Source organism: Oceanicola sp. D3, from assembly GCF_006351965.1.
In the GTDB taxonomy this organism is placed as follows: Bacteria; Pseudomonadota; Alphaproteobacteria; order Rhodobacterales; family Rhodobacteraceae; genus Vannielia.
In genome coordinates this window covers 2,201,187-2,227,165 of the sequence record NZ_CP040932.1, presented here as the reverse complement: position 1 = coordinate 2,227,165, position 25,979 = coordinate 2,201,187, and the positions used below count along the sequence as shown (strand labels likewise).

General features: G+C 63.6%; 29 protein-coding genes. 6 read left to right on the top strand and 23 right to left on the bottom strand.

Features of this window, described 5'->3' with window-relative positions; translation table 11 throughout:
• Positions 1-165 precede the first annotated feature (165 nt).
• From FHY55_RS11270 to FHY55_RS11250, 5 genes are all read left to right on the top strand, one after another.
• On the top strand, positions 166-468 hold the full coding sequence (locus FHY55_RS11270; RefSeq protein ID WP_140014286.1) for a septum formation initiator family protein: 303 nt from the start codon (positions 166-168) through the stop codon (positions 466-468).
• Between the two features lie 202 nt (positions 469-670).
• Positions 671-1,699 (top strand): pyruvate dehydrogenase (acetyl-transferring) E1 component subunit alpha, encoded by a 1,029-nt coding sequence (pdhA, locus tag FHY55_RS11265; protein WP_140014285.1) that lies wholly within the window; start codon positions 671-673, stop codon positions 1,697-1,699.
• A 15-nt stretch (positions 1,700-1,714) separates the two neighbouring features.
• Complete coding sequence (locus FHY55_RS11260; protein ID WP_140014284.1) at positions 1,715-3,094, top strand: pyruvate dehydrogenase complex E1 component subunit beta; 1,380 nt, start codon at positions 1,715-1,717, stop codon at positions 3,092-3,094.
• A gap of 9 nt (positions 3,095-3,103) precedes the next feature.
• Positions 3,104-3,346 carry a hypothetical protein gene (locus FHY55_RS11255; protein ID WP_140014283.1) on the top strand — a complete coding sequence of 81 codons (243 nt, stop codon included), beginning with the start codon at positions 3,104-3,106 and terminating at the stop codon, positions 3,344-3,346.
• Between the two features lie 3 nt (positions 3,347-3,349).
• A complete protein-coding gene (locus tag FHY55_RS11250; RefSeq protein WP_140014282.1) occupies positions 3,350-4,684 on the top strand; it encodes a pyruvate dehydrogenase complex dihydrolipoamide acetyltransferase in 1,335 nt (444 codons plus the stop codon).
• 69 nt (positions 4,685-4,753) lie between these two features.
• On the opposite strand, the gene cysE is transcribed toward FHY55_RS11250, so the two are convergent.
• A complete protein-coding gene (cysE, locus tag FHY55_RS11245) occupies positions 4,754-5,563 on the bottom strand; it encodes a serine O-acetyltransferase (protein WP_140014281.1) in 810 nt (269 codons plus the stop codon).
• A 91-nt stretch (positions 5,564-5,654) separates the two neighbouring features.
• Between cysE and FHY55_RS11240 the strand changes: the two genes are divergently transcribed.
• The gene (locus FHY55_RS11240; protein ID WP_140016088.1) at positions 5,655-5,993 is read left to right on the top strand and encodes a TraR/DksA family transcriptional regulator; all 339 of its coding nucleotides are present in this window, start codon (positions 5,655-5,657) and stop codon (positions 5,991-5,993) included.
• Between the two features lie 302 nt (positions 5,994-6,295).
• Here the strand turns inward: FHY55_RS11240 and FHY55_RS11235 are convergent, their stop codons facing one another.
• From FHY55_RS11235 to fabD, 22 genes are all read right to left on the bottom strand, one after another.
• The gene (locus FHY55_RS11235) at positions 6,296-7,006 is read right to left on the bottom strand and encodes a DUF2793 domain-containing protein (protein WP_140014280.1); all 711 of its coding nucleotides are present in this window, start codon (positions 7,004-7,006) and stop codon (positions 6,296-6,298) included.
• Positions 6,999-10,931, bottom strand: a complete 3,933-nt coding sequence (locus FHY55_RS11230; protein ID WP_140014279.1) for a glycoside hydrolase/phage tail family protein — start codon at positions 10,929-10,931, stop codon at positions 6,999-7,001. Before FHY55_RS11230 ends, FHY55_RS11235 begins: the two co-directional genes overlap by 8 nt.
• On the bottom strand, positions 10,931-11,389 hold the full coding sequence (locus tag FHY55_RS11225) for an NlpC/P60 family protein (protein WP_140016087.1): 459 nt from the start codon (positions 11,387-11,389) through the stop codon (positions 10,931-10,933). The genes FHY55_RS11230 and FHY55_RS11225 overlap by 1 nt, the downstream gene beginning before the upstream one ends.
• A complete protein-coding gene (locus FHY55_RS11220; protein ID WP_140014278.1) occupies positions 11,382-12,308 on the bottom strand; it encodes a DUF2163 domain-containing protein in 927 nt (308 codons plus the stop codon). The genes FHY55_RS11225 and FHY55_RS11220 overlap by 8 nt, the downstream gene beginning before the upstream one ends.
• Complete coding sequence (locus FHY55_RS11215; protein WP_140014277.1) at positions 12,305-12,937, bottom strand: DUF2460 domain-containing protein; 633 nt, start codon at positions 12,935-12,937, stop codon at positions 12,305-12,307. Before FHY55_RS11215 ends, FHY55_RS11220 begins: the two co-directional genes overlap by 4 nt.
• 34 nt (positions 12,938-12,971) lie before the next feature.
• Positions 12,972-13,634, bottom strand: a complete 663-nt coding sequence (locus FHY55_RS11210; RefSeq protein WP_140014276.1) for a phage tail tape measure protein — start codon at positions 13,632-13,634, stop codon at positions 12,972-12,974.
• A 4-nt stretch (positions 13,635-13,638) separates the two neighbouring features.
• A complete protein-coding gene (locus FHY55_RS11205) occupies positions 13,639-13,821 on the bottom strand; it encodes a phage tail assembly chaperone (RefSeq protein ID WP_140014275.1) in 183 nt (60 codons plus the stop codon).
• Complete coding sequence (locus FHY55_RS11200) at positions 13,822-14,142, bottom strand: gene transfer agent family protein (RefSeq protein ID WP_140014274.1); 321 nt, start codon at positions 14,140-14,142, stop codon at positions 13,822-13,824.
• Between the two features lie 2 nt (positions 14,143-14,144).
• A complete protein-coding gene (locus FHY55_RS11195) occupies positions 14,145-14,558 on the bottom strand; it encodes a phage major tail protein, TP901-1 family (protein ID WP_140014273.1) in 414 nt (137 codons plus the stop codon).
• A 25-nt stretch (positions 14,559-14,583) separates the two neighbouring features.
• On the bottom strand, positions 14,584-14,991 hold the full coding sequence (locus FHY55_RS11190; RefSeq protein WP_140014272.1) for a DUF3168 domain-containing protein: 408 nt from the start codon (positions 14,989-14,991) through the stop codon (positions 14,584-14,586).
• Positions 14,988-15,329 carry a head-tail adaptor protein gene (locus FHY55_RS11185; protein ID WP_140014271.1) on the bottom strand — a complete coding sequence of 114 codons (342 nt, stop codon included), beginning with the start codon at positions 15,327-15,329 and terminating at the stop codon, positions 14,988-14,990. The genes FHY55_RS11190 and FHY55_RS11185 overlap by 4 nt, the downstream gene beginning before the upstream one ends.
• A complete protein-coding gene (locus tag FHY55_RS11180; protein WP_140014270.1) occupies positions 15,326-15,922 on the bottom strand; it encodes a hypothetical protein in 597 nt (198 codons plus the stop codon). Before FHY55_RS11180 ends, FHY55_RS11185 begins: the two co-directional genes overlap by 4 nt.
• A 194-nt stretch (positions 15,923-16,116) precedes the next feature.
• Entirely contained in the window at positions 16,117-17,325 is a 1,209-nt protein-coding gene (locus FHY55_RS11175) for a phage major capsid protein (RefSeq protein ID WP_140014269.1), read from the bottom strand.
• A 63-nt stretch (positions 17,326-17,388) separates the two neighbouring features.
• A complete protein-coding gene (locus tag FHY55_RS11170) occupies positions 17,389-17,958 on the bottom strand; it encodes an HK97 family phage prohead protease (RefSeq protein ID WP_140016086.1) in 570 nt (189 codons plus the stop codon).
• Between the two features lie 16 nt (positions 17,959-17,974).
• On the bottom strand, positions 17,975-19,159 hold the full coding sequence (locus FHY55_RS11165; RefSeq protein ID WP_140014268.1) for a phage portal protein: 1,185 nt from the start codon (positions 19,157-19,159) through the stop codon (positions 17,975-17,977).
• Between the two features lie 57 nt (positions 19,160-19,216).
• Positions 19,217-20,563 (bottom strand): DNA-packaging protein, encoded by a 1,347-nt coding sequence (locus FHY55_RS11160; RefSeq protein ID WP_140014267.1) that lies wholly within the window; start codon positions 20,561-20,563, stop codon positions 19,217-19,219.
• The gene (locus FHY55_RS11155) at positions 20,487-20,885 is read right to left on the bottom strand and encodes a hypothetical protein (RefSeq protein ID WP_140014266.1); all 399 of its coding nucleotides are present in this window, start codon (positions 20,883-20,885) and stop codon (positions 20,487-20,489) included. Before FHY55_RS11155 ends, FHY55_RS11160 begins: the two co-directional genes overlap by 77 nt.
• A 270-nt stretch (positions 20,886-21,155) precedes the next feature.
• Entirely contained in the window at positions 21,156-22,313 is a 1,158-nt protein-coding gene (gene mltG, locus FHY55_RS11150) for an endolytic transglycosylase MltG (RefSeq protein ID WP_140014265.1), read from the bottom strand.
• The gene (gene fabF, locus FHY55_RS11145) at positions 22,313-23,587 is read right to left on the bottom strand and encodes a beta-ketoacyl-ACP synthase II (protein ID WP_140014264.1); all 1,275 of its coding nucleotides are present in this window, start codon (positions 23,585-23,587) and stop codon (positions 22,313-22,315) included. The genes mltG and fabF overlap by 1 nt, the downstream gene beginning before the upstream one ends.
• 259 nt (positions 23,588-23,846) lie before the next feature.
• Positions 23,847-24,080: an acyl carrier protein gene (locus FHY55_RS11140; RefSeq protein WP_074255369.1), complete on the bottom strand. Its 234-nt coding sequence runs from the start codon at positions 24,078-24,080 to the stop codon at positions 23,847-23,849.
• A gap of 191 nt (positions 24,081-24,271) precedes the next feature.
• A complete protein-coding gene (gene fabG, locus FHY55_RS11135; protein WP_140014263.1) occupies positions 24,272-25,009 on the bottom strand; it encodes a 3-oxoacyl-[acyl-carrier-protein] reductase in 738 nt (245 codons plus the stop codon).
• Between the two features lie 7 nt (positions 25,010-25,016).
• Positions 25,017-25,958 carry an ACP S-malonyltransferase gene (gene fabD / locus FHY55_RS11130; RefSeq protein WP_140014262.1) on the bottom strand — a complete coding sequence of 314 codons (942 nt, stop codon included), beginning with the start codon at positions 25,956-25,958 and terminating at the stop codon, positions 25,017-25,019.
• Between the last annotated feature and the right edge of the window lie 21 nt (positions 25,959-25,979).

Genomic DNA, 25,979 nt, shown 5'->3' with positions numbered 1-25,979 from the left:
GTGGCCCGGATGATCCGCTCCGGGCCGACGTGTTAACGAAATTGCCACAGGAAAGGTGGTATTTTCATCAGGTTGGGTGATTAAGGGATTCACTTGCCCGCGCTTTCGTGCAAATCTGGTGCGACGAGGCCCGCAAAGAGGCCCGCGAAGACGAGGCACGACGGTATGGCATTTTCCCGCAGACGGCCGGCATTCGGTGTGGTGATCTATTTCGCCGTCACCCTGTCGCTTGGGCTCTATTTCACCTTCGCGGCGGTTCAGGGCGACTATGGCCTGTTTCGCCGGGTCGAGATTGAGGCCGAAGCGCGTGAGTTGAAGGCCGAGCGCGAGCGCCTGATGTCGGAGGTGGCGGTGCTGCGCAACAAGACGCACCGCATGTCTGACACCTACCTCGACCTAGACCTGCTCGATCAGCAAGCGCGCGATGTGCTCGGCCTGATCCGCGCCGACGAGATCGTTATCCGCTAAGCCTCTCTCTGCGCCGCAGCATTCCCCTGCGCGACAATCGACACTTTCATTTTAAGCGCCCGCGGCGTTAACCTCTTGTCAACACAAGCGGAATGCTGCAGCTCACCGCGGCGTAAAATTTTCATGTGCATCCCTGGATGGGCGATGATAAGACATGGTTCAACGTTAAACTACTTTTCTGACTCGGGGAGGAGAAGCTGCAATGGCGGCTCGGAAGACCACCAGGAAATCACCCGCAAAATCCAACACGTCGAAAGAAGAGCTGCTGGCCTACTACAAGGACATGCTGCTCATTCGTCGTTTTGAGGAGAAGGCTGGCCAGCTCTACGGCATGGGCCTGATCGGCGGCTTCTGTCACCTCTACATCGGCCAAGAGGCCGTTGTTGTCGGGCTGGAAGCCGCTGCGGAAGAAGGCGACAAACGCATCACCTCCTATCGTGACCACGGCCACATGCTGGCCTGCGGGATGGACCCGAAAGGCGTCATGGCCGAGCTCACGGGCCGCGAAGGCGGCTACTCCAAGGGCAAGGGCGGCTCGATGCACATGTTCTCGAAAGAGAAGCATTTCTACGGCGGCCACGGCATCGTCGGCGCTCAGGTGCCCCTCGGCGCTGGCCTCGCCTTTGCCGACAAATACAAGGATAACAAGCGCGTAACCTTCACCTACTTCGGTGACGGTGCTGCCAACCAGGGCCAGGTCTACGAGACCTTTAACATGGCCGCGCTCTGGAAGCTGCCGGTGGTTTTCGTCATCGAGAACAACCAATATGCAATGGGCACCTCGCAGGCCCGCTCCACCTCCACCGAAGACATCCACACCCGCGGCGTGCCCTTCGGTATCCCCGGCGAGATCGTCGATGGCATGGACGTGCTGGCCGTTAAGGCCGCCGGTGAAAAAGCCGTGGAGCACTGCCGCTCAGGCGAAGGCCCCTACATTCTGGAAGTCAAAACATACCGTTACCGTGGCCACTCCATGTCGGACCCGGCCAAGTATCGCACCCGCGAAGAGGTTCAGAAGATGCGTGAGGAGCGTGACCCCATCGAAAGGGTCCGCGCCATGCTGCTCGAAGGCAAGCACGCCTCCGAGGATGATCTGAAGGCGATCGACAAGGAGACGAAAGAGATCGTCAACGCTTCAGCCGACTTCGCCAAGGAAAGCCCGGAGCCCGCGCTCGAAGAGCTTTGGACAGACATTTACGCGGACGTCGCGCCGCAAGAAGAAGACGCCTGAGGAGGAGGTCGAACAATGGCAACAGAACTGCTCATGCCCGCCCTGTCTCCGACAATGGAGGAAGGCACGCTGGCCAAATGGCTGGTGAAAGAGGGTGACACCGTAAATTCGGGCGACATCCTCGCCGAGATCGAAACCGACAAGGCCACGATGGAATTCGAGGCCGTGGATGAAGGTACCATCGGCAAGATCCTCGTTTCCGAGGGCACCGAAGGGGTGAAGGTGAATACCCCCATCGCGGTGATCCTTGAGGAAGGCGAAGACGCCTCAGCCGCCGAAAGCGTCTCTTCTGGCTCCAGCGAACCCGCTGAAGAAAAGGAAGAAACCGCCGCCCCGGCTGCTGCCAAACCGCAGGCCGAAGCGCCGACCGAGTTGAAGGTAGACACGTCTCCCGATTGGCCCGAAGGCACCGAGATGGTGCAAACGACGGTTCGCGAAGCACTGCGCGACGCTATGGCCGAAGAGATGCGCCGCGACGAAAACGTCTATCTGATGGGCGAAGAAGTCGCCGAATATCAGGGCGCTTACAAGGTTTCCCAAGGTCTGCTCGACGAGTTCGGCGACAAGCGGGTGATCGACACCCCAATCACCGAGCACGGCTTCGCCGGTATCGCCGTTGGTGCAGCGTTCGGGGGCCTTCGCCCCATCGTCGAGTTCATGACCTTCAACTTCGCCATGCAGGCGATCGACCAGATCATCAACTCCGCCGCAAAAACGCTGTACATGTCTGGCGGTCAGATGGGGGCGCCCATGGTGTTCCGCGGCCCCAACGGCGCTGCAGCCCGTGTTGGCGCTCAGCACAGCCACGACTATGCCGCATGGTACGCTCAGGTGCCCGGTCTCAAAGTCGTCATGCCCTACTCCGCCGCTGACGCGAAGGGCCTGATGAAGACCGCGATCCGAGACCCCAACCCGGTGGTCTTCCTTGAAAATGAAATCCTCTATGGCCGGTCCTTCGACGTGCCCAAGCTGGATGATTTTACCATCCCCTTCGGCAAGGCAAAAATCTGGCGGGAGGGCACGGATGTGACCTTGGTCAGCTTTGGTATAGGGATGCAGTATGCGCTCGAAGCCGCTGAAAAGCTTGCCGAAGATGGGATTTCTGCCGAGGTCGTCGATTTGCGCACCCTGCGCCCGATGGATACCGCCACGGTGATCAAATCGGTGATGAAAACCAACCGCTGCGTGACCATAGAAGAGGGCTTCCCGGTCTGTTCGATCGGCAACCACATCTCGGCCGTTCTGATGCAAGAGGCGTTTGATTATCTCGACGCCCCGGTCATCAACTGCACCGGCAAGGATGTGCCCATGCCCTACGCCGCCAACCTCGAAAAGCTCGCGCTCGTCACCACCGATGAGGTGATTGAGGCGGTGAAAAAAGTGACCTATCGCTAAGGGGGAGTGATGAGCCAGATCGACATACTCGGAACCGGCCCCGATGGGCTGCGGATCGGGCTTGGCCCAGCCCGCGCGCTGGTGCCCAATGCCCTGCTCGCCCGCGAAATCAACGCCGATTACTCTACCGCACAGGCAGAGGAATGGGCCGCCGCGATGAGCCACGACTTGACCGAAGCCATGACGGCGCTGACCTCCGGCAAATCGCCCGATGCGCCTTACAACATGATCCAGCTTGAGAGGGAGGCCTGAGCCATGCCCACCGAAGTTTTGATGCCCGCCCTCTCGCCAACCATGGAGCAAGGCACGCTTGCGAAATGGCTGGTGAAAGAAGGCGATACCGTCTCTTCCGGCGACCTGCTGGCAGAAATCGAGACCGATAAGGCGACGATGGAGTTTGAGGCCGTCGATGAAGGTGTGATCGGCAAGATCCTGATCGAGGAAGGCACCGAAGGTGTGGCGGTGAATACGCCCATCGCGGTGATGCTCGAAGACGGTGAAAGTGCCGATGACATTGGGGATGCCTCATCCGGCAGCTCCGCGCCGAAAGAGGAATCTTCGGCCAAACCCGAGGGCCAGGAACGTTCGGGCGAGCCCGCCGCCAAGTCGTCCGGCGCAGCAGAAGAGTCTGACGTAAAGGCCCCGGCAGCCCCCGAGAAAGATGGCGAGCGTGTCTTCGCATCACCGCTGGCGCGCCGGATTGCAAAGGAAAAGGGCATCGACCTGACTGCCATCAAGGGGTCCGGCCCCAAGGGACGGATCGTGAAGGCCGATGTAGAAAGCGCCAAGCCCGGTGCCGCCCCCGCCAAGGAGGAAAGCAAGGCCGCCACCCCGGCAGCTGCTGCGGCAGCACCCGCTGGCCCCTCCACCGAGGCCGTCATCAAGATGTACGAGGGCCGCGAGTACGAAGAGGTCAAGCTCGACGGGATGCGCAAGACCATTGCTGCCCGTCTCACCGAGGCCAAGCAGACGATCCCGCACTTCTACCTGCGGCGTGACATTCAGCTTGATGCGCTCCTCAAGTTCCGCAGCCAGCTGAACAAGCAGCTTGAAGGCCGTGGCGTAAAGCTTTCGGTGAACGACTTCATCATCAAGGCCTGTGCCCTCGCCCTGCAATCCGTGCCCGACTGCAATGCCGTTTGGGCCGGAGACCGAGTGCTGAAGCTCAAGCCGTCGGACGTGGCCGTGGCCGTGGCAATCGAAGGCGGGCTGTTTACGCCTGTGCTTAAGGATGCCGACACCAAGAGCCTCTCCGCACTTTCTGCCGAGATGAAAGACCTTGCCGGTCGTGCACGTGATCGCAAGCTCGCGCCGCATGAATACCAGGGCGGCACCTTCGCAATTTCCAACCTCGGTATGTTCGGGATTGACAACTTCGATGCCGTCATCAACCCGCCACACGGTGCGATCCTCGCTGTGGGCGCTGGGGTGAAAAAGCCGGTCGTCGGGATGGATGGCGAGCTGACCGTGGCCACGGTTATGAGCGTTACGCTCTCGGTCGACCACCGGGTGATTGACGGGGCGCTCGGTGCAGAGTTCCTCAAGGCGCTCACCGAGAACCTCGAAAATCCAATGGTCATGCTCGCCTGAGCGTCACCACAGAACACGAAAAGGGCCGCTCAACAGCGGCCCTTTTTCTTTGCTTTTCGGGAATTTGCGTTAATCAGCACCGCCCAAAAGCTGGTTCATCGAAACCGAAGGCTGTGAACAGCCTGCCTTGCCGACGATCTTGGCAGGCACACCGGCTACGGTGCTTTCTGGCGGCACGTCATGCAACACCACCGAGCCAGCAGCAATGCGCGAGCAGCAGCCGACCGTGATATTACCGAGCACTTTGGCGCCCGCTCCGATGAGCACGCCATCGCCGATTTTCGGGTGCCGGTCCTCGTCTTCCTTCCCGGTGCCTCCGAGCGTCACGGAGTGGAGGATCGACACGTTGTCCCCCACTACAGCGGTTTCGCCAAAGACGATGGAATGTGCATGGTCGAGGAAGATGCCCTTGCCGACGCGGCAGGCTGGGTGAATGTCGACCCCGAAGGTCTCCGAAATGCGCATCTGGAAAAAATACGCCATGTCCTGCCGGCCCTGCTTCCAGAGCCAGTGGCCAATCCGGTAGGCTTGGATAGCTTGGTAGCCCTTGAAATACATCAGCGGCTGCAAAAAGCGGTGGCACGCTGGATCACGCTCAAAAACAGCCACAAGATCAGCCCTTGCCGCCTGCCCGATCGTTACATCCGCAGCATAGGCTTCGTCGGCGATCTCACGCAGAAGCTGCTCAGACATTTCGCCCGATGCGAGCTTCATCGAAACCCGAAACGCGAGCGCCTGCTCCATCGACTTATGGTGCAGAACACAGGAGTGCATCAGCCCTCCAAGGAGGGGTTCCAAGCTGATCGCTTCCTCACCCTCTCGGATGATCCGGTCCCATACGGGATCCACCTCACTGAGCTTGCTCTTCGTCTGGGCCATGGTCATGTCCTTGCGCGTGCTGCTAGCGTTCTAACGCAAATAGGGCCACGGGGCCAATTGCAAAGAATAATGGGGAGGAAAACCAATCGTGATGGATGACCCAAGGCAACAAGCCTTCAGAAGGCGCCTGCAAGCGCGGCTGCAGGAACTGTCCGACGGGGAGGTGCTCGGCCAGGAAGGCAGGAAAATCGTGGAACTGGATCAACAGTCGGTTGGTCGGCTGAGCCGTATGGATGCCTTGCAATCACAGGCAATGGCTCAGGCCGCAAGCCGGATGCGGAGTGCGGAGAAACAGCGGATCAATGCCGCGCTCGCCCGGATGGAGGAGGGGGAGTTTGGCTATTGTGTGGATTGTGGAGAAGAGATCGCCTCTGCCCGCCTAGAGCATGACCCCGCAGCCGCCCTCTGCATCACCTGCGCCCGTGGCTGAGGCTCAGGGCATCACCCCCTGCCCTGTCCGAAACCGCACGACCCCATCCAGCACCATCGCCCAACACTGCGCATAATCGACATCCTCAAAGCTCCGCGCCGGAGCGCGCGGCTGCCGACCAACAGCGGCACCAAGAGTACCGTCGCCCCAATGTTTATGCACTCGCCCCGTTGCCAGCCGAAACCGATCCGCTGCATCCGCGAGAGCAATAAACCGGTCCAGCGCCGGTGCCCGCTGCTCCGCCTCAAGTGGCAAAAGCACACGGGCAACCTCGCAGATGTCACAGTGTTGTAGAGGGCGCATCAGAGGCTCGGCAGATCTATCGTGTAATAATGCGCTGCCACGCGGATTGCCCCGCCTGCAAAGTCACCACCCACCGCGCTGAGCTTAAGCGGCGACGCCGAATACCAAGTGGTCGGCGATCCAAGCAGCCCCGTGCAATAGGACCCTTGCCCAAGCCCAAGCCCGGAGCCAAACTGGCTTTCAGATCCGTTGATGCCAAATGTCCAAGCCGTCAGCGTCCCGGTTATTTCGGTAATAACTCGCGCGGAGACTGCAAATACCATCGAATTTGCAGGCACCTGCGCAGCCGTCGTGTCGGAGGGCCCCGCTGTGATGCTGTGGTCAAACTCCAGTATCTGCATCTTGGACGCAGCGCCGTGAGGGCTCGCGGCCATCAGCGGCGGCTGCCACGCCGTGCCGCCCCAAAGCGCGTCGGTTGCTGTGTCGATGATCCAGGCCCGCCACCCGACTTGCGGATCGACAAAAGCCCAGCCACCGTTATCACCAATGGCAATCTGCCCGCTCTGCCCTGCCCATGCGTTGACAGAGCCGCTCGGCACAAACCAGCATTCCCCATCCTCCACAACACCCGGCGGCGTTGTGGTTGTGGCGGACTGAAGCCGAAGTTGCGCTAACCCATCCAGCCGCATGAGCGCGGCGTTCACTGTCACATGTTTTTGCGCCTGACTGGCCTGCAAGAGCGGCAACTTGAGCTGCGTGGTCTCATCCATTGATTTCTACCTTTCCAAAAAGCCCCGGCCCATACCGTTCCGAGATCTGGGCCACGTGAATCTCGAAGGCGCCGGTCACGCTGTCACTGACCTGCTGCGAGGCGGTGTAGGTCCAACCCACCGCGTCCAACGTCACTTCCCGCACCACCGCTTCGGCCTGCACGACGCGCAGCACATAGGCCTCGCTGGCTTCCCCGAGCGGTACCTCCGGCACATCCCAACTGTCGCCGTCCATCCGCGTGCGCCGGATCCAGCTCACCTGCAAATGTCCGCTCTCATCCCGGCGGCCCTTGAGGTGGACAGGGGCATATGGCCGGAGCCCATTGCCATCGAATGCCTCTTGTCGTTCTACAAATGACGCATCCGTATAGGGCCGCCCGGCCGGGCCAATCCGGTAATGCCGAGAAAGTCGCCGCGAGGAACTGGCGAGGTCGATCTGCACAAGGCTGCTGTCCAGCAGCACCACCTCGCTCCCAACGGGCCAAACCTCTGGCATCAGCCCATCCGTGCCAAGCTGCCCCCGCAAGCGTTGCTTCAGCTCATACGTCCGGCTTGAGACGAGGTCCGCCGTAACAAACTGGAACACCTCCCAGTTGCCCGGCGTTCCATCTCCAATCGCCACCGCATTGCGGCCTGCAAGAACCTGGCCTTCGGTCGCGGAGGAGAGCGCGCCCGCGCTGAGGCGCACGCGCAAAGGTTCACCCCATTCCCACTGCCCCGGTCGCCCGGCAACCAAGGGCGTCTCTGTTACGCCAATCGTCGCGCGGGCCGTGAGCAGCCGGTTAAGCTCATAGTCATCGCCCGTGGCGGAACCATAAACCGCCACGCTTCCCGGCCACGGTCGCGCCGTCGCAGCAACATGCGGCGCATGTTCCACCTCCTCGCCGGTCAGCAACGGCAGGTCGAGAAACAGCGGATAAACCGGCAAGGGAGGCACGAAGGGCACGAGCGTGGCAGGGCTTTCAACCGCATCGCTGGGCTTGTAAACGTTGGCCTCAACCCGCACCGCATCAATAATCTGGCTGCCCGCCTGCTCCACCCGGTCAACGCGGTAGTGGGCCGCACGGTCCTCCGTCGGCAGCGTGATCACGTCACCTGCCCCGATTTTCAAACGGGAGGGCGGCAAAGCAAAGCGCGCGGTGTCCCGTGCAATTCTGCTCTCCGAAAGCCAGCGCTCCACAATGCTCTGCGCCTCGGCCTGCGTCAGCGCCAGCGGCAGCTCCGACTGCGCAACGGCAAAGGTCGCCTCATCCGGAAAGATCGCCTCCGCCGCCCGCACCTCATAATCGCCATTGCTCTCAACATAGTTGAGCCTCACCTTGCCTGCCGTCTCCGCCGAGGGCGCGCGCACCAGCGTGATGTCGGCGTCAAGATCTTCTGTCACCGCCAGCGTCTCCCGGCTGATGCCGCCCACCGGCACGCCCGTTCGGCTCGCAAAGCGCAAAACGCCGTCTCGCTCCACCGCGTCGAAGCCGAAGGCCAGCATCAAGGGCTGCAATGCGGAGCGCGCGCCGGCAAGATCGGTCACCGTGAAGCCCCGCACCAAGCCATAGAGTTTGCCCAGATCGAGAGCAACCAGTGAGACGCCCGAGCGCAGGCAGATTTCGGCAACCACCGCCGAAAGCGCCTCACTCGTCGCGCGCCCGTTCAGCCAATGCCCTCGGGCGTAGTTTTCACCATCGCTCCAAAGGTCCAACGCCGCCGGGAAATAGGGAAAAGGTCGCGCATCCCAAGCCCAAACATGCGCCCGGCTCATGTCCACCATCGCCCCGCCATACTCTGCCGACACCGGGTTGTTTGCCGGGTCATCAAAATGCGCCGACATTGCCCTCAGGTATTGTGCCTGAATAAGGTCATCGCGCGTGCCATCCGAGTAGTGCGGCAGCCCGCTCTCAGAGCTCTTCGCATCCAGAAACTTGTTTGGTTGATTGCTGCCCTTGTCGAGTGCAGCGCAACCCAGCTCGGTAAACCAGATCGGCTTGCTCTGCGGCATCCATGCCGTTGGCTGCGCCTGTCGCACCCCGCCAACACGCTCAAAATGTTCGTTCTGCCACCAGCTCTTCAAATCCTTGTAGCGAAACACCCAATCCTCACCATGGGCCTGATCCACAATCGGCGTGCGGATCTGAGCGTCGCGTGCCGCATCATGGGCGTAGTACCAGTCATACCCCTCCCCGCCTGCCACATTGGCCTTCAGGTAATCGAGGTTATAAATCGCGCCCGCCGCCGCATCGGCGTGTTCATCACCGTCGCGCCAATCAGAGAGCGGCATGTAATTGTCGATACCGATGAAATCGACATTGGGATCAGCCCAGAGCGGATCGAGATGAAAGAACACATCTCCCGACCCATCCTGCGGATGGTAGCCAAAATACTCGCTCCAATCAGCCGCATAGCCAATCTTGCAGGACGGCCCCAGAATGCTGCGCAGTTCAGCCGCCAAAGCCTGCATCTGAGCCACCGCCGGAAAGCCGCTGGCCCCGCGGATCTGGGTCAACCCGCGCATCTCCGAACCGAGGCAAAAGGCGTCAACGCCGCCCGCAGCAACGCAAAGATGCGCATAGTGCAAAATGAACCGCCGGAAAGACCATTCAGCCGGTCCTGTGTAGCTCACCGCCATTCCGGCCACGCTGAAATCTGAAGCCGAGGCCGTTCCGAAGAACGCGGCAACCTCAGCATCCGCGCTCGCGGTGCCATCTGGCGAACCGTCGCGCCCCGCTGCGATGGATTGGGTGATCCGCCCACGCCATGGCAGCTTTGGCTGATCGCTTGCATCGCTCCACGGGTCTGCAAGGCCGTTGCCTTCCAGCTGATCCATCAGGATGAAGGGATAAAAGACAACCTCCTGCCCAGATGCCTTCAATGCAGCAATCGCCTGGGCCACCGCCTTATCCGCCGGGGTGCCGCCATAAATCGGTCGGCGCTCTTCCGTTTGCGGCGTCAACTCGGCACTCGCCCGGCTCACCCCACTGACCTTCCACGCCATCGGCTTACCGTCATGGTTCGCCTGCTCAACCTTCGGCTTGATCTGGCAGGCACCACAGCGCAGGTCATCGCCAAACCAACTGACCACCAGTGAAACCGAGCCACAGGCCGGCAGTTCTTCGTTCAAAGTGTCGAGCGACACCGAGAAGTCCGTCCTGCCGGTTGGCGAGTTGACGTTGGCCGATTGGCTCTCCCCAAGCCCGAAATCATAGTGCACAGGTGTTGTCGCCAAGGCGTATTCGCCGGTGCCGGGCACAAACGCCACGGCCTTGACCACGCGGCTCAGGCTTCGGGCTTCCGGCGTATCGGCCTCCTCGCTCACCGGGCGAACAACCTCAAATGAGAGTTGCGGAACGCGGTTTCCAAAATCTCCCAGTTCAAGATCCTCAAGCACCACGTAAGCCACCCCGCGATATGCAGGCACACGGCCCTCTCCCTCAACGGCCTCCATCTTCGGGTCCGGCAGCTGACCTTCGCTCCCGGTATAAACCCGCATGTTCAGATCATCCGGCGCAAGCTCCACCCCATCGGCCCAAATCCGTCCAACCCGGCTGATCTCTCCTTCACAAAGCGCAACGGCCAGGCTGATCGAATAGGAGTAACTGCGCACGGTTGGGCCCGACGGGGCCCCCTTGCCGCCAGTGTCTTCCTCACGAACGGTCTCCTTGAACTGGGTCGCCCAAATCACCTGCCCACCCACGCGCATCCGCCCGTAGATCTGCCCGATCGGCGCACCTTCACTGGCGCCCGTCACCCGAAACCGCTCAACCTTGCCGGTTTCCACAACCTGGCTGCCCTGCCCCATCAAGCGCTGGTCGATCACCCGCCCGAGCGTTGCTCCAATCGCACGGCCAATCACCGCGCCCGACAGGCCAAGAAATGTGCCACCAAGCGACGAGCCAAGCGCAGCGCCCGCTGCCGAAAGTATAATCGTCGCCATCAGCCACCCCCTTCGGGAAATTCAAATCGTGCTACCACCCGCCGCATCCACGGCCGGGTAAACGAGCTTTCCACCACGCCATGCCCGGAATAGGCGTGAATGAACGAGGCGCTCTCGCCAACCCGCGCCTGCAGCCCCAAATGCTTGGCCACGGCGCCATCGCGCATCCGAAACAAGATCACGTCCCCGGGCGACGCCTCGGTTAGAGCTTTCTCACGCAGATGCCGCCGCGCTGCGGCCCAAAGCGCTTCCTCGCGCGTCGGCTCCGACCAATCGCGGCTGTAGGCGGGCACCTGTTCGGGCTCATGCCCCCAAAGCTCCCGCCAGACGCCCCGCAAAAGCCCAAGGCAGTCGCAGCCAGCCCCTTTGCACGACGCCTGGTGGCGGTACGGTGTGCCAATCCAGCTGCGCGCGACCCGCACGGCCTGCGCAGGCATAACGCCCCCCGGCTCATTCATCTTGCAGGCCATCAAATGCCTCCGACAGAAGGGTCCGGAACTTGCTCCCGCCTTCGTTCACACCACCGCGTTTCGGGTAGCTCATCAGCCAGTCCTCGCCGGGGATGTATGGGAAGCCGCGAAAATTCAGGAAGTTGTCAAACTTGAGCCTGCAGGTCTCCGCTCGCTTGTCGCAGCCAGCCTCAAGCCGGATCATGTCTCCGGCCTCGATCTGCGCAGGCAGTTGCTCCCACAGCTCAACCACGCGCCCATCGTTGGAAAGCCTGTCATTCTTGACGATCCCGACAAGCCCCTCCGCCGCGCCGCTTACAACACGCAGGCTTCCGCGCTCAAACCAACGTGGCTCATAGTCATCGAGCCCGGCAAAGCGAAACACCCTGCCGTCTTCCACCGCCTCAACCGCCAGATCGGCGCGATAGCCGGGTGCAGAAAGGTCAAAGCGGCACATCCCGTCACCCAGCACAGCACTGCACTGCGGCTGAAACACCCGGCCCTGCGGTTGGTTCAGCGCCTCGGTCAGGCCGCGCAGCTCCGCCTCAAAGGCACCATTGGCCCGCGACACCTCGCCAATCGTCCCCCGAAACAGCATCATCCGGGCAGAGGGATCACCCCAATTCACCAACCAGGCGCGCACCTCGGCCCCGTCATAGTGACCGGCCAAAAGGTCTTCCTCGGTGATCGCCTCGCTCATCAGAGCCCCCAGCGCTTCGGTGTTGTCCACCGCAAGCCCCGTGCCCTGCACCAGCGCCTTCGCCGTCAGCCCGCTGTTGGCCCGAAAGGAGATCTCATCAAACGCAACGCTCTCGTCATGATCTGTAAACCCGAGCACCGCGCCATCAGCCCGCGTGACCGACCAGCAGCGGCAAACCGATGTAATTCCCCCGCCAAGATGCGCATGCAGCGCCTCCGCCCCGCTCATAGCCGCAACTCCACCACCGGCACCGTCGGCACGTCGCCGGCCTTGAAGCTGGCCACGCTGGTCTGAATCCGGTCGGTGTCAAACCGCACCGGCACGTCAAACTCAAACCCTGCCGTCACCGTAAACCCGATAGAGGGCGCATCCTCGAAAGTGATCATCCCGGTCGCCGTATCGACCTCAAAATGAAGCCCCTCCCGGTAGTAGGTTCCTTCGATCCCCGCCGTGACCGAGCCAGAAACCGGCTTGCGGATCGGCCGGGTATAAGAGGCCCCACCCGAGGCATAGGTTTTCGAAAGCTGAAAGCTCCGGGTCACCCCATCCCCAGTCCCAATCACCTCGTCCTGCCAGCCCGGCGTTGCGCTGGCGGCACCGGTCTTGAAGTCCGACCAATCCTTCCAGCGAAACCCATAAAGCTGGCCGCGCCGCGCCTCGAAGAACGCCAGCAAGGTTTCCACATCATCCATTGAGCGCATGCCCAGCCCGGCATCATACCTGCGCCGCGAGTGTGCCCAGGGCGTATTGCGCTCCTCGAACCCGTTCGCCAGCGTCACGATCTCTGTCCGCCGTTCCGGCCCGCCGACCGAGCCAAAACTCAGGCTCGCCGGAAACCGCACCTCATGAAAACCCATCTGCTCCATCCTTCCAATTGCTGCTCTGCAAGCCTCAGCGGTTGCGCTGCCCCTGCGCCAAGGCCCGCGTCATCTGCGCCGCAACCTGCGCACGGCTGCGCTCAAACCCCCTCACATCCGGCGTCGAAATGTTCATCACCACGTTGACAGGCCGCCCCCCGCCCTGGGTCTTCACCCCAAGCGAGCCATCCGCGCCCCGCGCCAGCGGCATGATCGCCTCAGGCCCCGCCTCGCCCATCAGCCCGCGCCCGTTTCGCATCGGGAAGTAGGTAGGCGATGAAACCACCCCACCCCGCGCAAAGGGCTGCACTCGCCCCTGCGAAAAGCTGCCCCCCTTTTCAAAGGCCATCCCACCGGTGATGAAGCTCTCCACCCCCTGCCCGATCAGGCTGCCAAAGTGGTTGGTGATCGGCTTCATCGCGGCGTTGTAGGTCGCGTTGATCATCGCTTCGGCAACCGTGCGCAGCGCCTCCGAAAGCCGCATCCCGTCAAAGATCAGCCCGTCAAACGCTTTGCGCAGCCCGCGCCCGATCTGGCTTGAGAGCTGGCCAACATTTGCCTGTGTCACCGTAAGGCTCGACTGCATCCGCATAAGCTCGCCATCAAAGGCCGCAGCCATCTGTGCGGCGCCCACAAAGGCGCCTTCCAGCGCATCCACCTGCGCCTCAAGGGCCTCGGCCCCATCGAAATCTGCCATCAGATCATTCCTTCGGTTGGTCAGGGAAAGCGGCGGCCAGTTCGGCCAGCCGCGACCGTGTGAGCGGCGGGGCCGCCTGCTCCAGCCCCAGCATCACCATCAGTTCCACCGGGGTCAGCGCCCAAAACTCGGCAGGCTTCAGCCGCAGCTCCTGCAGGCCCCGTCGCAGCAGGCCTGCCCAATCCACTCAGGCCCCCTTGGGCAAGGCGAAGGCCCGCGCCAGCAACTCAGCGGCAACACGGGCGGCCTCCACCGGCCCCCCGCCGATCTCAACGGTGCGCAGGTCGGCGGCGCTGCCATTCCAGCCACCGCCCCGCAACCCGGCCACCAGCAGCGCCAGCACGTCGCGCGTGCTGAACCGCCCCGCCTCAAAGCGCTCAACCAGCTCCATCAAGGTGCTGGTCTCCAGCGCCTCCTCCAATTCCGCCAACGCACCCAGCGTCAGCTTGCAGCGGTGCTCCGTGCCATCCAGCACCAGCACCGCCTCTCCCGCCCAAGGATTGACCATGGTCAGATCGCCGTGAAGCTCAGCGCGCCCGCCGAGGCCAGCGCCAACTCATAGGTCGCCTCGCCATCGTGGCTGCCCGCGTATTCCACACTGGTGATCTGAAACGCTCCCTCCACCACGCCAAAATCTGGAATGATGACCTGAAACTCCGGCGTCTCGCCGTCAAAAAAGATCTGACGCGCCCGCTCGTCGCTGTCCTCGTCGCGAAACACCCCCGAGCCACTGATATTGGCGCTCTTCACCCCCGCACCAGCCAGCAATTCGCGCCAACCGCCCTGGCTCTCAAGGCTGGTGACATCCACACTCTCCGCGTTAAAGCTCACCCGCGTCGCCCGCAGGCCGGCCACGGTTTCGAACAGCCCGCTGCCGGTCATGTCCATCTTGATCAAAAGGTCTTTGCCGTTCTGGGCAACCATTTGCGTTCTCCTTCAGGATGAGAGGTCAGTCGTCGATCCACGCCGCAAAGCGCAGATCAATCCGACGTTGGTCGCCCTCGCCCACCCTGCGGGCGCGAGCACGTTCAAATTTCAGGCTCACCAAAGTGCCCCGGCTGAGCGAAAGCTCGGCGTCGAGCAGCGCATCACTGATCGCCCCGGCAATCTGCTTGGCGCTGCCAAACCCTGCCGCATCCGTGACAACGCTCACCGTAAACCGATGCAGCGCCGCCTCCCCCGTGCAGTCGCAACGCGAGAGCACCTCTTCCGGCCCGAGGCTCACATAGGTGCCCGGTGGCGTGCCGGGCGGGGCCGCATCGTAGATGTCGCTGCCCACAAGGGCCGCCACACCGGGATCGGCCTGAATATGCTGATAAACCGCGGCCTGAAGCGCCGCAGAGGCTCCATAACTCATGCCGAAACCTCCTCACGCGCGTAGCAGGTCAGATAGCGGCCAAACTCATCGCGCTCGGCCACCGCCAAGATCCGATAAATCCTCTGCCCATCCCTGAACCGCTGCTCAGGTTTCGGGCGGCTCGTCGCGCCGGGCGGCGCCGCGCGCACGGTGATGCGGTAGGGCACGGATGAAACCGTCAGAAATTCATCCGCCTTCTCCCATCCGCTGCCCGACTTGACCTCAGCCCATAGCTGGCCCAACTCGGCCCATGTCTGGCTCCAGCCGCCCAGCCCGTCCGGCATCCGCTCGGGGGCTTCCAGCACCAGCTTGCGGTTCAGCGCGGGGGGCCGTTTCATGTCCGCCCCCCGGTGATCCGAATGGAGCGCCAACGCTCGATCAGCGCAGACACCCCGTAAGGGATCACCCCTTCCCCCGGCCGCGCCTCATGGCGATAGTCGTAGTAGTGCCCGGCCAGCAGGAGCACCGCCTGCCCCAGATCGGCGGGGATATCGCTCCACGCCGGGCCAAACCCCGCATCGAACTCAATCACGATCTTCCCGCCCTTCGGCACCGAAGGAAAAGCCGTGCCTGTCGCCCGGATCAGCGGGCGATGGGTATCGGGTTCAAGCCGGTATTTTCCCGGCTCAACAACGCTCTCCCAATCCAGCAGATCGACGGTCTTAACCGCCGTGATGCCGCTGACCGGGGCCACCGGCAGCGCCATCGTGTCATCGCCCCGCCAATGGGCGAGCACCCATCGAAAATCCCGCTCCAGCAATACCTTGCCAGTCCAGGCCTCCACCGCCGCAAGGGCCGCACGCAGGAGCGACTCAAGCAGCCCATCCTCCGCACCCTCGTCAGAAAAGCCGGTGCCCATGCGCAGATGCGCCTTGAACTCGGTCACCGGCAGCGCCGCCGCCTGCACCGAGGTCAGCTCGGTCAATATCATGTGTCTGTCTCCCGAAATCACTCAGCCCTCCCCCGCACCTCGCGGGTGGCCACGGGCGCACGCCCCATGCGCCACCCGGACGGAGGGGAGCAGCATCGGCACCGCATGGCGCGCCCGGAAACCCGACCGCCCCGGCGCACGCCCGTGTCGCGTCCCGGGCAGCGCAGCCGCGCCACCCGGGCCTTCCCCGGCCCTTAGGAGGCCGAGAACTTCAGGAGCTTGATCGCCTCGAAGTCACTCACGTCCCCGCCGACGCGCTTGGTCGCGTAGAACAACACATGCGGCTTGGCCGAGAACGGATCCCGCAGCACCCGCAGATCGGGGCGCTCGGCAATGGTGTAGCCGGCCTGAAAGTCGCCAAAGGCGATGGCATGGGCATCGGTGGCGATGTCGGGCATGTCCTCGGCAATCAGCACCGGGTAGCCCAGCAGCCGCGCCGGCTCACCGGCCGCCAGCCCGTCCGACCACATAAAGCGCCCGTCCGCATCCTTCAGCTTGCGGATCGACCCGGCGGTCTTCGAGTTCATCACGAAGGTCGCATTGGCGCGGTATTCCGCCCCGAGCGAATAGACCAGATCAACAAGCCCGTCGGTGTCGCCAATGTCGCCATCCGCCCCGGTCGCGATATAGCCCAGCTCACCCCAGGTCTGGGTGCCCTCAGCCACGATGGTGTGCTCCAGAATACCGGTCGGCTTGTCGCTGCCATCCCCGTTGATGAAAGACGCGGCTTCAGCCCGGGCAAACTTCTTGGCAATCCGGTCCGCCAGCCAACCGTCGATATCGAAGGCCGAGTCGTCCAGAAGCCGCTGGCTCGCCTTGGGCAGGGCCGAAAGCTCGTGGAGCGGAATGGTGATGCGCTCGATCTGCGGCGTATCGGTCTCCACGCTGGCCCCCGTCTCGGTGGCCCAGCCCGCGCCAAGGTCGGCCCGGTCGATCAGCACGTCAAACGAGGTCGCCTCGACAGTGACCACATTGGCAACCGCCCGCAGGCTCGCCGTGCTGGACAGAACGGTCTTGATCGTGTCCGACGTCTGCGGATCCACCAGATAGCCACCATCGCCAGCCACAGCGGTGGAAAGGCCCTTGCCCTCCAACTCCAGCCCGCGCAGCCCATCGTCATCGCCGTTGCGCAGATAGGCATTGAAGGCTTTCTGATGCGGTGCACCGGCCTCATTGGAGGCGGCAAGGGCGGGCCGCCCGGCGGAAATGTTCTTCTTGTGAAGCATAGTCAGTCGCTCTTCCTGTTTCTGAACGCGGGTATCGAGGTCGTTCTGGAACGATTTGAATTCGCCCAGAAATTCCGTGAGTGCCGAGGCCACTTCAGCCACCGGCGTTGCCTGCTTTCGGGTCTTGGTTTCGGGCACGCTCCGCCCGCCCCCGGACCCAGTCTCGGGAGTGCTCATGGCAACCCTTCCTTTCTTGAGATTGGTCGAAAGCCCTGCGGCCTCCGAAGGTTCAGGCCGGCCTCAGCCCGCCAGCGCCCGGCGAGCCGCGCGGAGCGCCTCCGCCAGCTCTTGCCAGCCTTCGTCAGCCTCGGGCGTCATCTCATCGCCCTTGGCCCCCGAAAGCCGCGCCTCGCGAAGCATCGGGAAGGTCACAAGCGACACCTCCCAAAGCTCCAGATCGTGCAGCAGCCTGCGCCCCTGCGTGTCCTTTTCCGCCCGCTTGGTGCGATAGCCAATGGAGAGCCCGTCGATGGCCCCCGCATTGATCAGCGCCGCCGCCTCCCGCGCGCGCGCCACGTCCTTCAGCAGGCGCCCCTTTACATAAAGGCCCCGCCGATCCTCGCGCACCTCATCCCAAATCCCGATCGGCTCGCAAGGGTCATGCTGCCAAAGCATCTTGACCGCTTGGCCGTTGGCGGCGAGCGCCTTGAGCGAGCGCCCATAGGCTCCCGACACGACCACATCCCCGCCCTGATCCGCAGCGCCGAAAAGCGAGGCATAGCCCGCAATCTCAAAGCTGTCGTCCACCGCCAGTTTGGCCTCCGGCGCACAGAATTTATGCTCCAGCTGCGGCCCGTAATCCTTTGCCATCACTTGCCTTTCTCCGTTACTCATCGCCCGCCTCCACCGGCGGAAGCCCAAGCAAGGCCCGCTTTTCCGCCGCTGTCAGAAACGCCGCATCGCTCACCCGCCGCCACTGCGCCTCGCGCTCGGCGGCCAGTGCAGGCACCCCGTCGAGATCCGGCTTCAGATCCACCGCCGCATTCGCAAGGCCCGAGAGCCAATCCCCCAGCGCACCGGCCACCTTCGCCACCAGAGGCAGCACGGTGAGCCGATAGAAGGCGCGGTTGGCCTCCTGGTAATTGGCATAGGTCGCCTCGCCCGGGATCCCGAGCATCATCGGCGGCACCCCAAACGCCGTGGCAATCTCCCGCGCCGCCGCTTCCTTGGTCTTCTGAAACTCCATATCCGAGGGCGAGAAGCCCATCGGCTTCCAGTCCAGCCCACCTTCCAGCAGCATCGGGCGGCCCGCATTGGCGGCGCCCTGATGGTGCGCGGCCATCTCGTCAATCAACCGGTCGTATTGGTCGCCGCTCAGTTGCCCGCTGCCATCCGCCCCACGATAAACAATCGCCCCCGAAGGCCGCGCCGCATTGTCGAGCAGCCCCTTGGACCACTTCGATGCCGCGTTGTGCACATCCAGCGCATTGGCGGCAGCCTTGAGCGGTGAAAGGCCGTAATGGTCATCCTGCGGATGGAACGCCTTGATATGGCAAACCGGCTTCGCCTCTCCGCTCACATCAAAGCGGTGTTTCCGCCCGGCCACCGCGTATTCATAGGCCACCGGCCACCCATCGCTGCCGGGCACCACGCTCATGCGGTCACTGCGCAGCACATGCAGCTCCACCGGCAACCCGGCATCGCCCGCAACCGCCTCCACATAGCCATTGCCCGAAAGAAGCAGCTGCCCGTAAAGCGCCTCCAGCAGTTCCGCCCGCCCCTGCGCCGGGTTGGGCCGCCGCAGCAGGTCGGCCACCGGATGCGTCTCGTAGCGCCGCTCCGCGTCCTGGCAGATGAGCGGCACCGCCGTGGCCGCCTCGGCAATCAGTTTCACCGCCCGGAACCCCACCGGATTGCCAGTGAACCCCGTCTTGGTGAGCGAAACCGTGTCGCGCGGGCTCCACGCCACCCGGCCCGCGCCGTGGTAGGCAATCACCGGGCCGGTCGCCGATGCCTTTTGCTCGGGCACAGCGCTGCCGCCCGGCTCCCGCTTGAGGAAGTCGAAGACCATCCGTCTCTCCTTTTCGATTGTCCGTAGGGTGGGCAATCTGCCCACCATCCGCCCCGCCTAGAGGCTCCGCATCTTTGGCCGCCGCCATGTGGCCGCCGGGTCGAGGATCAGCTCGGTCAGCGCCCAAACAAGCGCATCCACCCGGTCCGGCGAGCCGCTGCCCTGATAGCCCTGCGCCGTCATTCGGCCCATCTCGTCTTCCAACTCGGTCAGCCCGGCCACATGCCGCACCCGCCCCTGCTCATAAAGCGCCGCCACCGGCTCGGCCCGCGCCGCCTTCCCGCGCGAGGCCCGCACTGCGCGGAAGGCCACCGTCGGATCAATCTGCCGCATCAGCGTTTCAACAAGGTCGCCGCCCTGGTTCACCTCGGCCACCACCCTATCCGCGCCATAGCGCTCGGCGGCCCTCAGCGCGGCGCCGGCCCAGTCCAGCGGCGACGCGGCCTGCACCGAGGCATCCTCCAGCACCACCGCCCGCCAGTCCTTGGGCTCCGAGCCAGCCGCTTCCAGCCCGGCGACGATAATTCCGCAGGCGTCCGATCCCTTATGCCCGGTCACCGGCGGGTCCACCGCCACCACGATCCGGTCAAGCTCGGGCACCTCGCCCAGCCGCGCCGCCTCAAGCGCCTCATGCCGCCACAACGCGCCCTCAACGTCATCCAGCATCACGCCATCCAGCTCCTGCCGGCCCAGCCGGGTGCCGCCGTACCGCGCCCTGACCTCTTCAAGGAAGGCCGGGGCAAGCCAGGCTCGGTTCGCTTCCGTGCCCGCACGGGTCACAACCGTGCTCTGCCGCTCCAGCAGGTCTCGCAGCAACGCCTGCTTGCGCGGCGTCGTCGTCACGCACATCCGGGGGCTGTCGCCCAGCCGAAGGCCGAACTGGAGCATGTCCCACGCCTCCTGCGCCTTCTTCCACTTCGCCAGCTCATCCACCCACGCCCCGTCAAACTGCGGCCCCCGCAGCGCCTCCGGATCATGGGCCGAGAAAAGCTGCGCCACCGCGCCGTTGGGCCACTCCAACTGCTTTCGCCCGGCCTTCCACTCAGGGCGCCGGTCAGGGGGCGAGCAGGCCAAAATGCCGCTCTCGCCAAACACCATCACCTCGCGGGCCTGGTCGATGGTCTCGCCCACCAGCGCCATCCGGCGGCATCGCCCCTCGTCAAACGGGCCAGAGCCCTCCACCTGCGCGCGCACCCACTCCGCGCCCGCCCGCGTCTTGCCTGCCCCGCGACCACCGAGGATCACCCACGCCCGCCAGTCGCCCTCGGGCGGCAGCTGATGTGGCAACGCCCAAAACTCAAAGAGCCACGGCAGGGCCGCCAGCGCCTCAGGGCTCAGGCTCTCCAGAAAGCTCTCCTGCATCGCCTGCGGCGCGGAGGCGAGCCAGGCGGCGCCCGATCTCATCCCTTGCGGCGTCGAGGTCGAGCACGCCGTCTGACTTGTCTCCATCGGGCGCTCCATTGCCGGATCGCCCGCTGGCGCGGCTGTCGCCGCCTCGGGTCTGGTGTTCCTCAACAAGTTCTCTCTCCTGATAGGCCGCCAGAAGCACCCGGCGAAGCTGACGGATTTCCGCCAGCCCGCTTCTGGCGCGCCGTGACGTGCCTCCGCCCTTGCGCGCGATGCTCGCCACCAGCGCCCCCGCGCCGTCGGCCAAAAGCTGCTCCGCCGCAGGAAGCATGCCGCCTGCGGCCCCGCCCTCGCGGTCGGGTCGATCATCCATGGTCATGTCTCGCTAGAGGCCGGTGTCCTGCGTAACCGGCAATAAAAAAGCGGCCCACCCCCACAAGGGTTGCCGCGCCCACCTCTCTCATCGTGTCACAACCTATAGAGGAGACCGTTCGCAGAGTCAAGCCAATTCGGCGAGTTGCGCGGGCTAAGCGGTTGTTTCGTTAGGGGTTTCTTAACCATCCCCTTTGGGGCTAGAGGGCCCGGCAACCGCCGGACCTCTCTTTATGTAAGCATTTTCCCGTGCCCCAGAAGGCCTCAGCAGCCGGTCCTAATTGTTGCCCTCGGCCCGCTCCGCCTCGATTTCGCGCCAGCGGGCGACGTTCTCGTTGTGCTCTTCCAGCGTCTCGGCAAAAGCGTGGCCGCCGGTGCCATCGGCCACGAAAAAGATGTAGGGCGTGGTATCCGGGTTCAGCGCCGCCTCAATGCTCGCCCGGCCCGGGTTTGCAATCGGTGTCGGCGGCAACCCGTCAATCACATAGGTGTTGTAATCCGTCCGCGCCCGCAGTTCGCTCTGCCGCAGGCCCCGGCCCAACGCGCCCCGGCCCTGCGTCACACCATAAATCACCGTCGGGTCCGTCTGCAGTTTCATGCCCCGCTCAAGCCGGTTGACGAAAACGCTGGCAACCTGCCCCCGCTCCTCCGAAACCCCGGTCTCCTTCTCGACGATCGAGGCCATAATCAGCGCCTCTTCCGGGCTGTCATAGGGCAAGCCCTCCGCCCGCTCCGCCCACGCTTCTGCAAGGATCGACTGCTGCGCCGTCTGCATCCGCTCGATCAGCGCGGCCATGTCAGACCCCCGCCGCACCTCGTAGCTGTCTGGCGCAAGGCTGCCCTCGGCGGGCACTTCGGTTTCGCCCTCCATGAAGCCCCAGACCTTCAGGCTCTCAACCACCTGCCAGCTCGTCACCCCCTCGGCCAGCGTCACCCGAAACCGCACATCGGCGCCAGCGCTGCCCTCTACGTATTCGGCAGGGGCTTCCTCTTCGGCGGGGTTGTACTTGGCCACATCAACGTATTCCTGCGTCGCCGGGTCCAGCTCGCGCATCACCAGCTCGGCCCGCAACACGCCAATGCGATAGTTCACCTCGGTCCCGCAGGTGCTGCGGCCCGCCGTGGTGATGCTCTCGACGATCTCCTGCATCGAGGAGGCCTCCGGCACGAGGAAAGAGCCCGCCTTCAGCAGTTGCGTCCGGTCGGTATATTCCGCACCCATCCGAAAGATCATGCCATTGCTGACAGCGCCGCGCTCCACAAGCTCGTCACTGACCGCGCCCATGTTCGAGCCGGGCCGGACCTGCAAACAGATCGCCTCTGCCAACGGGCCGGGGCCGGTGTATTGCTTCTGAGCCCAGGTCACGCCCACGGCGAGACCGATCATCAAGACGATGATGATTGTCAGGCCATTGGAGGCCAATGAACGCCACATCAGTCGTTAACTTTCCGCAGGATAAGGCAGGCGTTGGTGCCGCCAAAACCAAAGCTGTTAGAGAGCGCCACGTCGATTTCGCGCTCATGCTTGGCATTGGCCGCGAGGTTCAGCTTGGGCGTCACCGCAGGGTTGTCGAGGTTGATCGTCGGCGGCGCCACCTGATCGCGGATCGCCAGCGTCGCAAAGATCGCCTCCACCGAGCCCGCCGCTCCCAGCAGGTGGCCGATCGCGGATTTGGTGGATGACATGGTCGCCTTGCTCGCAGCATCGCCCATCATCCGCTCCACCGCGCCAAGTTCAATGGTGTCGGCCATGGTCGAGGTGCCGTGCGCGTTGATGTAGTCAATCTCCGCCGGGCTGATCCCGGCCCGGTTGATCGCCGCTTCCATCGCCCGATAGCCGCCTTCGCCATCCTCGCTCGGGGCGGTGATATGATAGGCATCGCCGCTCAGGCCATAGCCGATCACCTCGGCATAGATCTTCGCGCCCCGCGCCTTGGCGTGCTCGTATTCTTCCAGCACAACGATGCCAGCACCCTCACCCATGACAAACCCGTCACGGTCCTCGTCATAGGGGCGGCTCGCCGTCTCTGGGCTATCGCCCCGCTTGGTGGAAAGCGCCTTGCAGGCGTTGAACCCGGCAATCCCGATCTCGCTGATCGGACTCTCGGTGCCGCCCGCCACCATCACATCGGCATCGCCCCACTGAATCAGCCGCGCGGCATCGCCAATCGCATGAGCACCCGTGGAGCAGGCCGTCACCACAGCGTGGTTCGGCCCCTTGAACCCGTATTTGATGCTCACCTGCCCGCTCACCAAGTTGATCAGCGCGCCCGGAATGAAGAACGGGCTCACCCGCCGCGGCCCGCGCTCCTTGAGGAGCACGGCGGTATCGGCAATCGAGTTCAGCCCGCCAATGCCGGAGCCAATCATCACGCCAGTGCGCAGCAGGCTCTCTTCGTCCTCGGGCGTCCAGCCTGCATCCTCAACCGCCTGAATCGCGGCAGCAACGCCGTAGAGAATGAAGTCATCCACCTTCCGGCGGTCCTTCGGCGCCATCCAGTCATCAGCGTTGAAGCTGCCATCCGAGCCATCGCCCATCGGGATCTCGCAGGCATAGGTGGTGGCAAGGTGCGAGGCGTCAAAACGGGTGATCGTACCCGCCCCGGACTGGCCCGCCAAAATCCGGCTCCACGTCTCTTCAACACCACAGGCCAGCGGAGTAACCATCCCCAACCCGGTAATCACGACACGCCGCGTGCTGTCAGCCATCTGCTCGGCCCCCATTCAAGCTCTTTTCTGGTGCTCCAAATACACGGATTTGCACTGGCGCGGCAAGGCACGATCCATGCCGCCGCGCGGCAAACCGCCCTCATCACAGGTATTTGCCAAGGCCAGCCCCAAACCTCGCGTTACCGCAGAGGTGCCAGCCACCGCCCAGCCCTAATCCCGGCCATCACCGCGACAAACGCAAAAACGGCGCCCCGAAGGACGCCGCTTTCAAAAATCCGTCTATGCGGTTTCCGAGGCTTCAGGCAGCTTCGGAAATGAACTTCACCGCATCGCCGAAGGTCTGGATGGTCTCGGCTGCGTCGTCCGGAATCTCGATGCCGAACTCTTCTTCGAAGGCCATGACCAGCTCGACAGTGTCGAGGGAGTCGGCGCCCAGGTCGTCGATGAACGAGGCGTTCTCGGTCACTTTCGACTCTTCGACGCTGAGGTGTTCCACCACAATCTTTTTGACCCGATCAGCGATATCGCTCATGAAAAATCTCCGTCTGTTTCCAGGAGCTTCCGCCCCGTCCGTGTCCCTTGCCCCATTGGCTCTCTCGTGCCGCCGGGCCCTGCCTGCTGACCTGTCATTATCGACAGACCGCTCGAAATGTGCGCCGCCTATAGCATGTTCTCAGACGGACGCAAACGCTTTCGCGAGGGGCCAAACCAGGCCCTCCGCCGTCAGATCATGGCCATGCCGCCATTGACGTGCAAGGTGGTTCCGGTGGTGTATCCGGCCTCGTCACTTGCCAGATATAGGGCGGCGGCGGCGATCTCGCCAGCATCGCCCATCCGACCGGCGGGGATCTGCTTCATGATCCCCTCCTTCTGATCGTCGTTCAGCTTGTCTGTCATCGCGGTGGTGATGAACCCCGGCGCGATGCAGTTCACGGTGATGTTCCGGCTGGCAACCTCATAGGCCAAGCTCTTGGACATGCCCACAAGCCCGGCCTTGGAGGCGGCGTAATTGGCCTGCCCCGGGTTGCCCGTGGCCCCCACCACCGAAGACACGTTGATGATCCGCCCCCAGCGGCTCTTCATCATGCCGCGCAGCACACCCTTGCAGAGCCGGAAGGCCGCGGTGAGGTTCACCTCGATCACCTGTGCCCATTCCTCTTCGCTCATCCGCATGAAGATGTTGTCGCGGGTGACACCGGCGTTGTTGACCAGAATATCCAAGCTGCCCATCGCTTCGATCGCCTGCTTGGGCAGGGCGTTGACCGCATCTGCATCGCCAAGGTTGCAGGGCAGCACATGGGCGCGTTCGCCCAACTCGGCGGCCAGCGCCTTCAGCGGCTCCTCGCGGGTGCCGCTCAGCCCCACGGTCGCGCCCGCACCATGCAGCGCCTTGGCAATCTCGCCGCCAATCCCTCCGCTCGCGCCCGTCACAAGGGCGCATTTGCCCGTCAGATCAAACATCTCTCGCTCACTCCTCGTTCAGCGACGCTACGGCCGCCTTTACATCGTCAGGCGAGCCCACCGCACGGGTCGCCACCTCTTTGTCGATCCGACGGATCATGCCGCTCAGCGCCTTGCCCGCCCCGATCTCCCAGATCTCCGTCACGCCCTCATGGGCCATGAATTGCACAGATTCCCGCCAGCGCACCCGGCCTGTGACCTGCTCCACCAACAGCGAGCGGATCGTGGTGGGGTTGCTCGTGGCATGGGCCAGCACATTGGTCACCAGCGGCACCTTGGGGTTCTTCATATCCACCTCAGAGAGCGCCACCGCCATCGCCTCGGCCGCAGGCCCCATCAGCTCGCAGTGGAACGGTGCCGAAACCGGCAACAGCATCGCCCGCTTTGCGCCGCGCTCCTTGGCAATGTCGCAGGCCGCTTCCACGCAATGCTTGCTGCCCGAAATCACCACCTGCGATGGGTCATTGTCATTCGCCGCCTGACAAATGCCATTCTCGGCAGCATCCTTGGCCACCGCGACAACCGCGTCAAAATCCAGCCCGAGGATCGCAGCCATCGCGCCTTCCCCCACCGGAACCGCCGCCTGCATCGCCGCGCCGCGCTTGCGCAGCAGCCGCGCGGTATCTGCAAGGCTCAGGGTGCCCGCCGCGCAGAGCGCCGAATATTCGCCCAAGGAGTGACCGGCCACGAACTTGGCCACCGTCACGTCCACGCCTTCGGCCTCCAGCGCCCGCATCGCCGCCATCGAGGTTGCCATCAGCGCGGGCTGGGCATTGGCCGTCAGCGTCAGCTCTTCCGCCTCGCCCTCCCAGATTAGCGCACTCAGCTTCTCTCCGAGCGCCTCGTCGACCTCTTCAAAAGCCGCCGCCGCCTCCGGATAAGCATCGGCCAGCGCCTTGCCCATCCCGATCACCTGAGCCCCCTGCCCGGGAAATACGAATGCTCTCATGGCCCCCTCCTGTAAGTTGCT

What these genes read in the sequence shown, in the direction of transcription:
- FHY55_RS11270 (WP_140014286.1), top strand. Translation starts at nt 166, where the DNA reads ATGGCATTTTCCCGCAGACGGCCGGCATTCGGTGTGGTGATCTATTTC.
- pdhA (WP_140014285.1), top strand. Translation starts at nt 671, where the DNA reads ATGGCGGCTCGGAAGACCACCAGGAAATCACCCGCAAAATCCAACACG.
- FHY55_RS11260 (WP_140014284.1), top strand. Translation starts at nt 1,715, where the DNA reads ATGGCAACAGAACTGCTCATGCCCGCCCTGTCTCCGACAATGGAGGAA.
- FHY55_RS11255 (WP_140014283.1), top strand. Translation starts at nt 3,104, where the DNA reads ATGAGCCAGATCGACATACTCGGAACCGGCCCCGATGGGCTGCGGATC.
- FHY55_RS11250 (WP_140014282.1), top strand. Translation starts at nt 3,350, where the DNA reads ATGCCCACCGAAGTTTTGATGCCCGCCCTCTCGCCAACCATGGAGCAA.
- cysE (WP_140014281.1), bottom strand. Translation starts at nt 5,563, where the DNA reads ATGGCCCAGACGAAGAGCAAGCTCAGTGAGGTGGATCCCGTATGGGAC.
- FHY55_RS11240 (WP_140016088.1), top strand. Translation starts at nt 5,655, where the DNA reads ATGGATGACCCAAGGCAACAAGCCTTCAGAAGGCGCCTGCAAGCGCGG.
- FHY55_RS11235 (WP_140014280.1), bottom strand. Translation starts at nt 7,006, where the DNA reads ATGGATGAGACCACGCAGCTCAAGTTGCCGCTCTTGCAGGCCAGTCAG.
- FHY55_RS11230 (WP_140014279.1), bottom strand. Translation starts at nt 10,931, where the DNA reads ATGGCGACGATTATACTTTCGGCAGCGGGCGCTGCGCTTGGCTCGTCG.
- FHY55_RS11225 (WP_140016087.1), bottom strand. Translation starts at nt 11,389, where the DNA reads ATGAATGAGCCGGGGGGCGTTATGCCTGCGCAGGCCGTGCGGGTCGCG.
- FHY55_RS11220 (WP_140014278.1), bottom strand. Translation starts at nt 12,308, where the DNA reads ATGAGCGGGGCGGAGGCGCTGCATGCGCATCTTGGCGGGGGAATTACA.
- FHY55_RS11215 (WP_140014277.1), bottom strand. Translation starts at nt 12,937, where the DNA reads ATGGGTTTTCATGAGGTGCGGTTTCCGGCGAGCCTGAGTTTTGGCTCG.
- FHY55_RS11210 (WP_140014276.1), bottom strand. Translation starts at nt 13,634, where the DNA reads ATGGCAGATTTCGATGGGGCCGAGGCCCTTGAGGCGCAGGTGGATGCG.
- FHY55_RS11200 (WP_140014274.1), bottom strand. Translation starts at nt 14,142, where the DNA reads ATGGTCAATCCTTGGGCGGGAGAGGCGGTGCTGGTGCTGGATGGCACG.
- FHY55_RS11195 (WP_140014273.1), bottom strand. Translation starts at nt 14,558, where the DNA reads ATGGTTGCCCAGAACGGCAAAGACCTTTTGATCAAGATGGACATGACC.
- FHY55_RS11190 (WP_140014272.1), bottom strand. Translation starts at nt 14,991, where the DNA reads ATGAGTTATGGAGCCTCTGCGGCGCTTCAGGCCGCGGTTTATCAGCAT.
- FHY55_RS11185 (WP_140014271.1), bottom strand. Translation starts at nt 15,329, where the DNA reads ATGAAACGGCCCCCCGCGCTGAACCGCAAGCTGGTGCTGGAAGCCCCC.
- FHY55_RS11180 (WP_140014270.1), bottom strand. Translation starts at nt 15,922, where the DNA reads ATGATATTGACCGAGCTGACCTCGGTGCAGGCGGCGGCGCTGCCGGTG.
- FHY55_RS11175 (WP_140014269.1), bottom strand. Translation starts at nt 17,325, where the DNA reads ATGAGCACTCCCGAGACTGGGTCCGGGGGCGGGCGGAGCGTGCCCGAA.
- FHY55_RS11170 (WP_140016086.1), bottom strand. Translation starts at nt 17,958, where the DNA reads ATGGCAAAGGATTACGGGCCGCAGCTGGAGCATAAATTCTGTGCGCCG.
- FHY55_RS11165 (WP_140014268.1), bottom strand. Translation starts at nt 19,159, where the DNA reads ATGGTCTTCGACTTCCTCAAGCGGGAGCCGGGCGGCAGCGCTGTGCCC.
- FHY55_RS11160 (WP_140014267.1), bottom strand. Translation starts at nt 20,563, where the DNA reads ATGAGATCGGGCGCCGCCTGGCTCGCCTCCGCGCCGCAGGCGATGCAG.
- FHY55_RS11155 (WP_140014266.1), bottom strand. Translation starts at nt 20,885, where the DNA reads ATGACCATGGATGATCGACCCGACCGCGAGGGCGGGGCCGCAGGCGGC.
- mltG (WP_140014265.1), bottom strand. Translation starts at nt 22,313, where the DNA reads ATGTGGCGTTCATTGGCCTCCAATGGCCTGACAATCATCATCGTCTTG.
- fabF (WP_140014264.1), bottom strand. Translation starts at nt 23,587, where the DNA reads ATGGCTGACAGCACGCGGCGTGTCGTGATTACCGGGTTGGGGATGGTT.
- FHY55_RS11140 (WP_074255369.1), bottom strand. Translation starts at nt 24,080, where the DNA reads ATGAGCGATATCGCTGATCGGGTCAAAAAGATTGTGGTGGAACACCTC.
- fabG (WP_140014263.1), bottom strand. Translation starts at nt 25,009, where the DNA reads ATGTTTGATCTGACGGGCAAATGCGCCCTTGTGACGGGCGCGAGCGGA.
- fabD (WP_140014262.1), bottom strand. Translation starts at nt 25,958, where the DNA reads ATGAGAGCATTCGTATTTCCCGGGCAGGGGGCTCAGGTGATCGGGATG.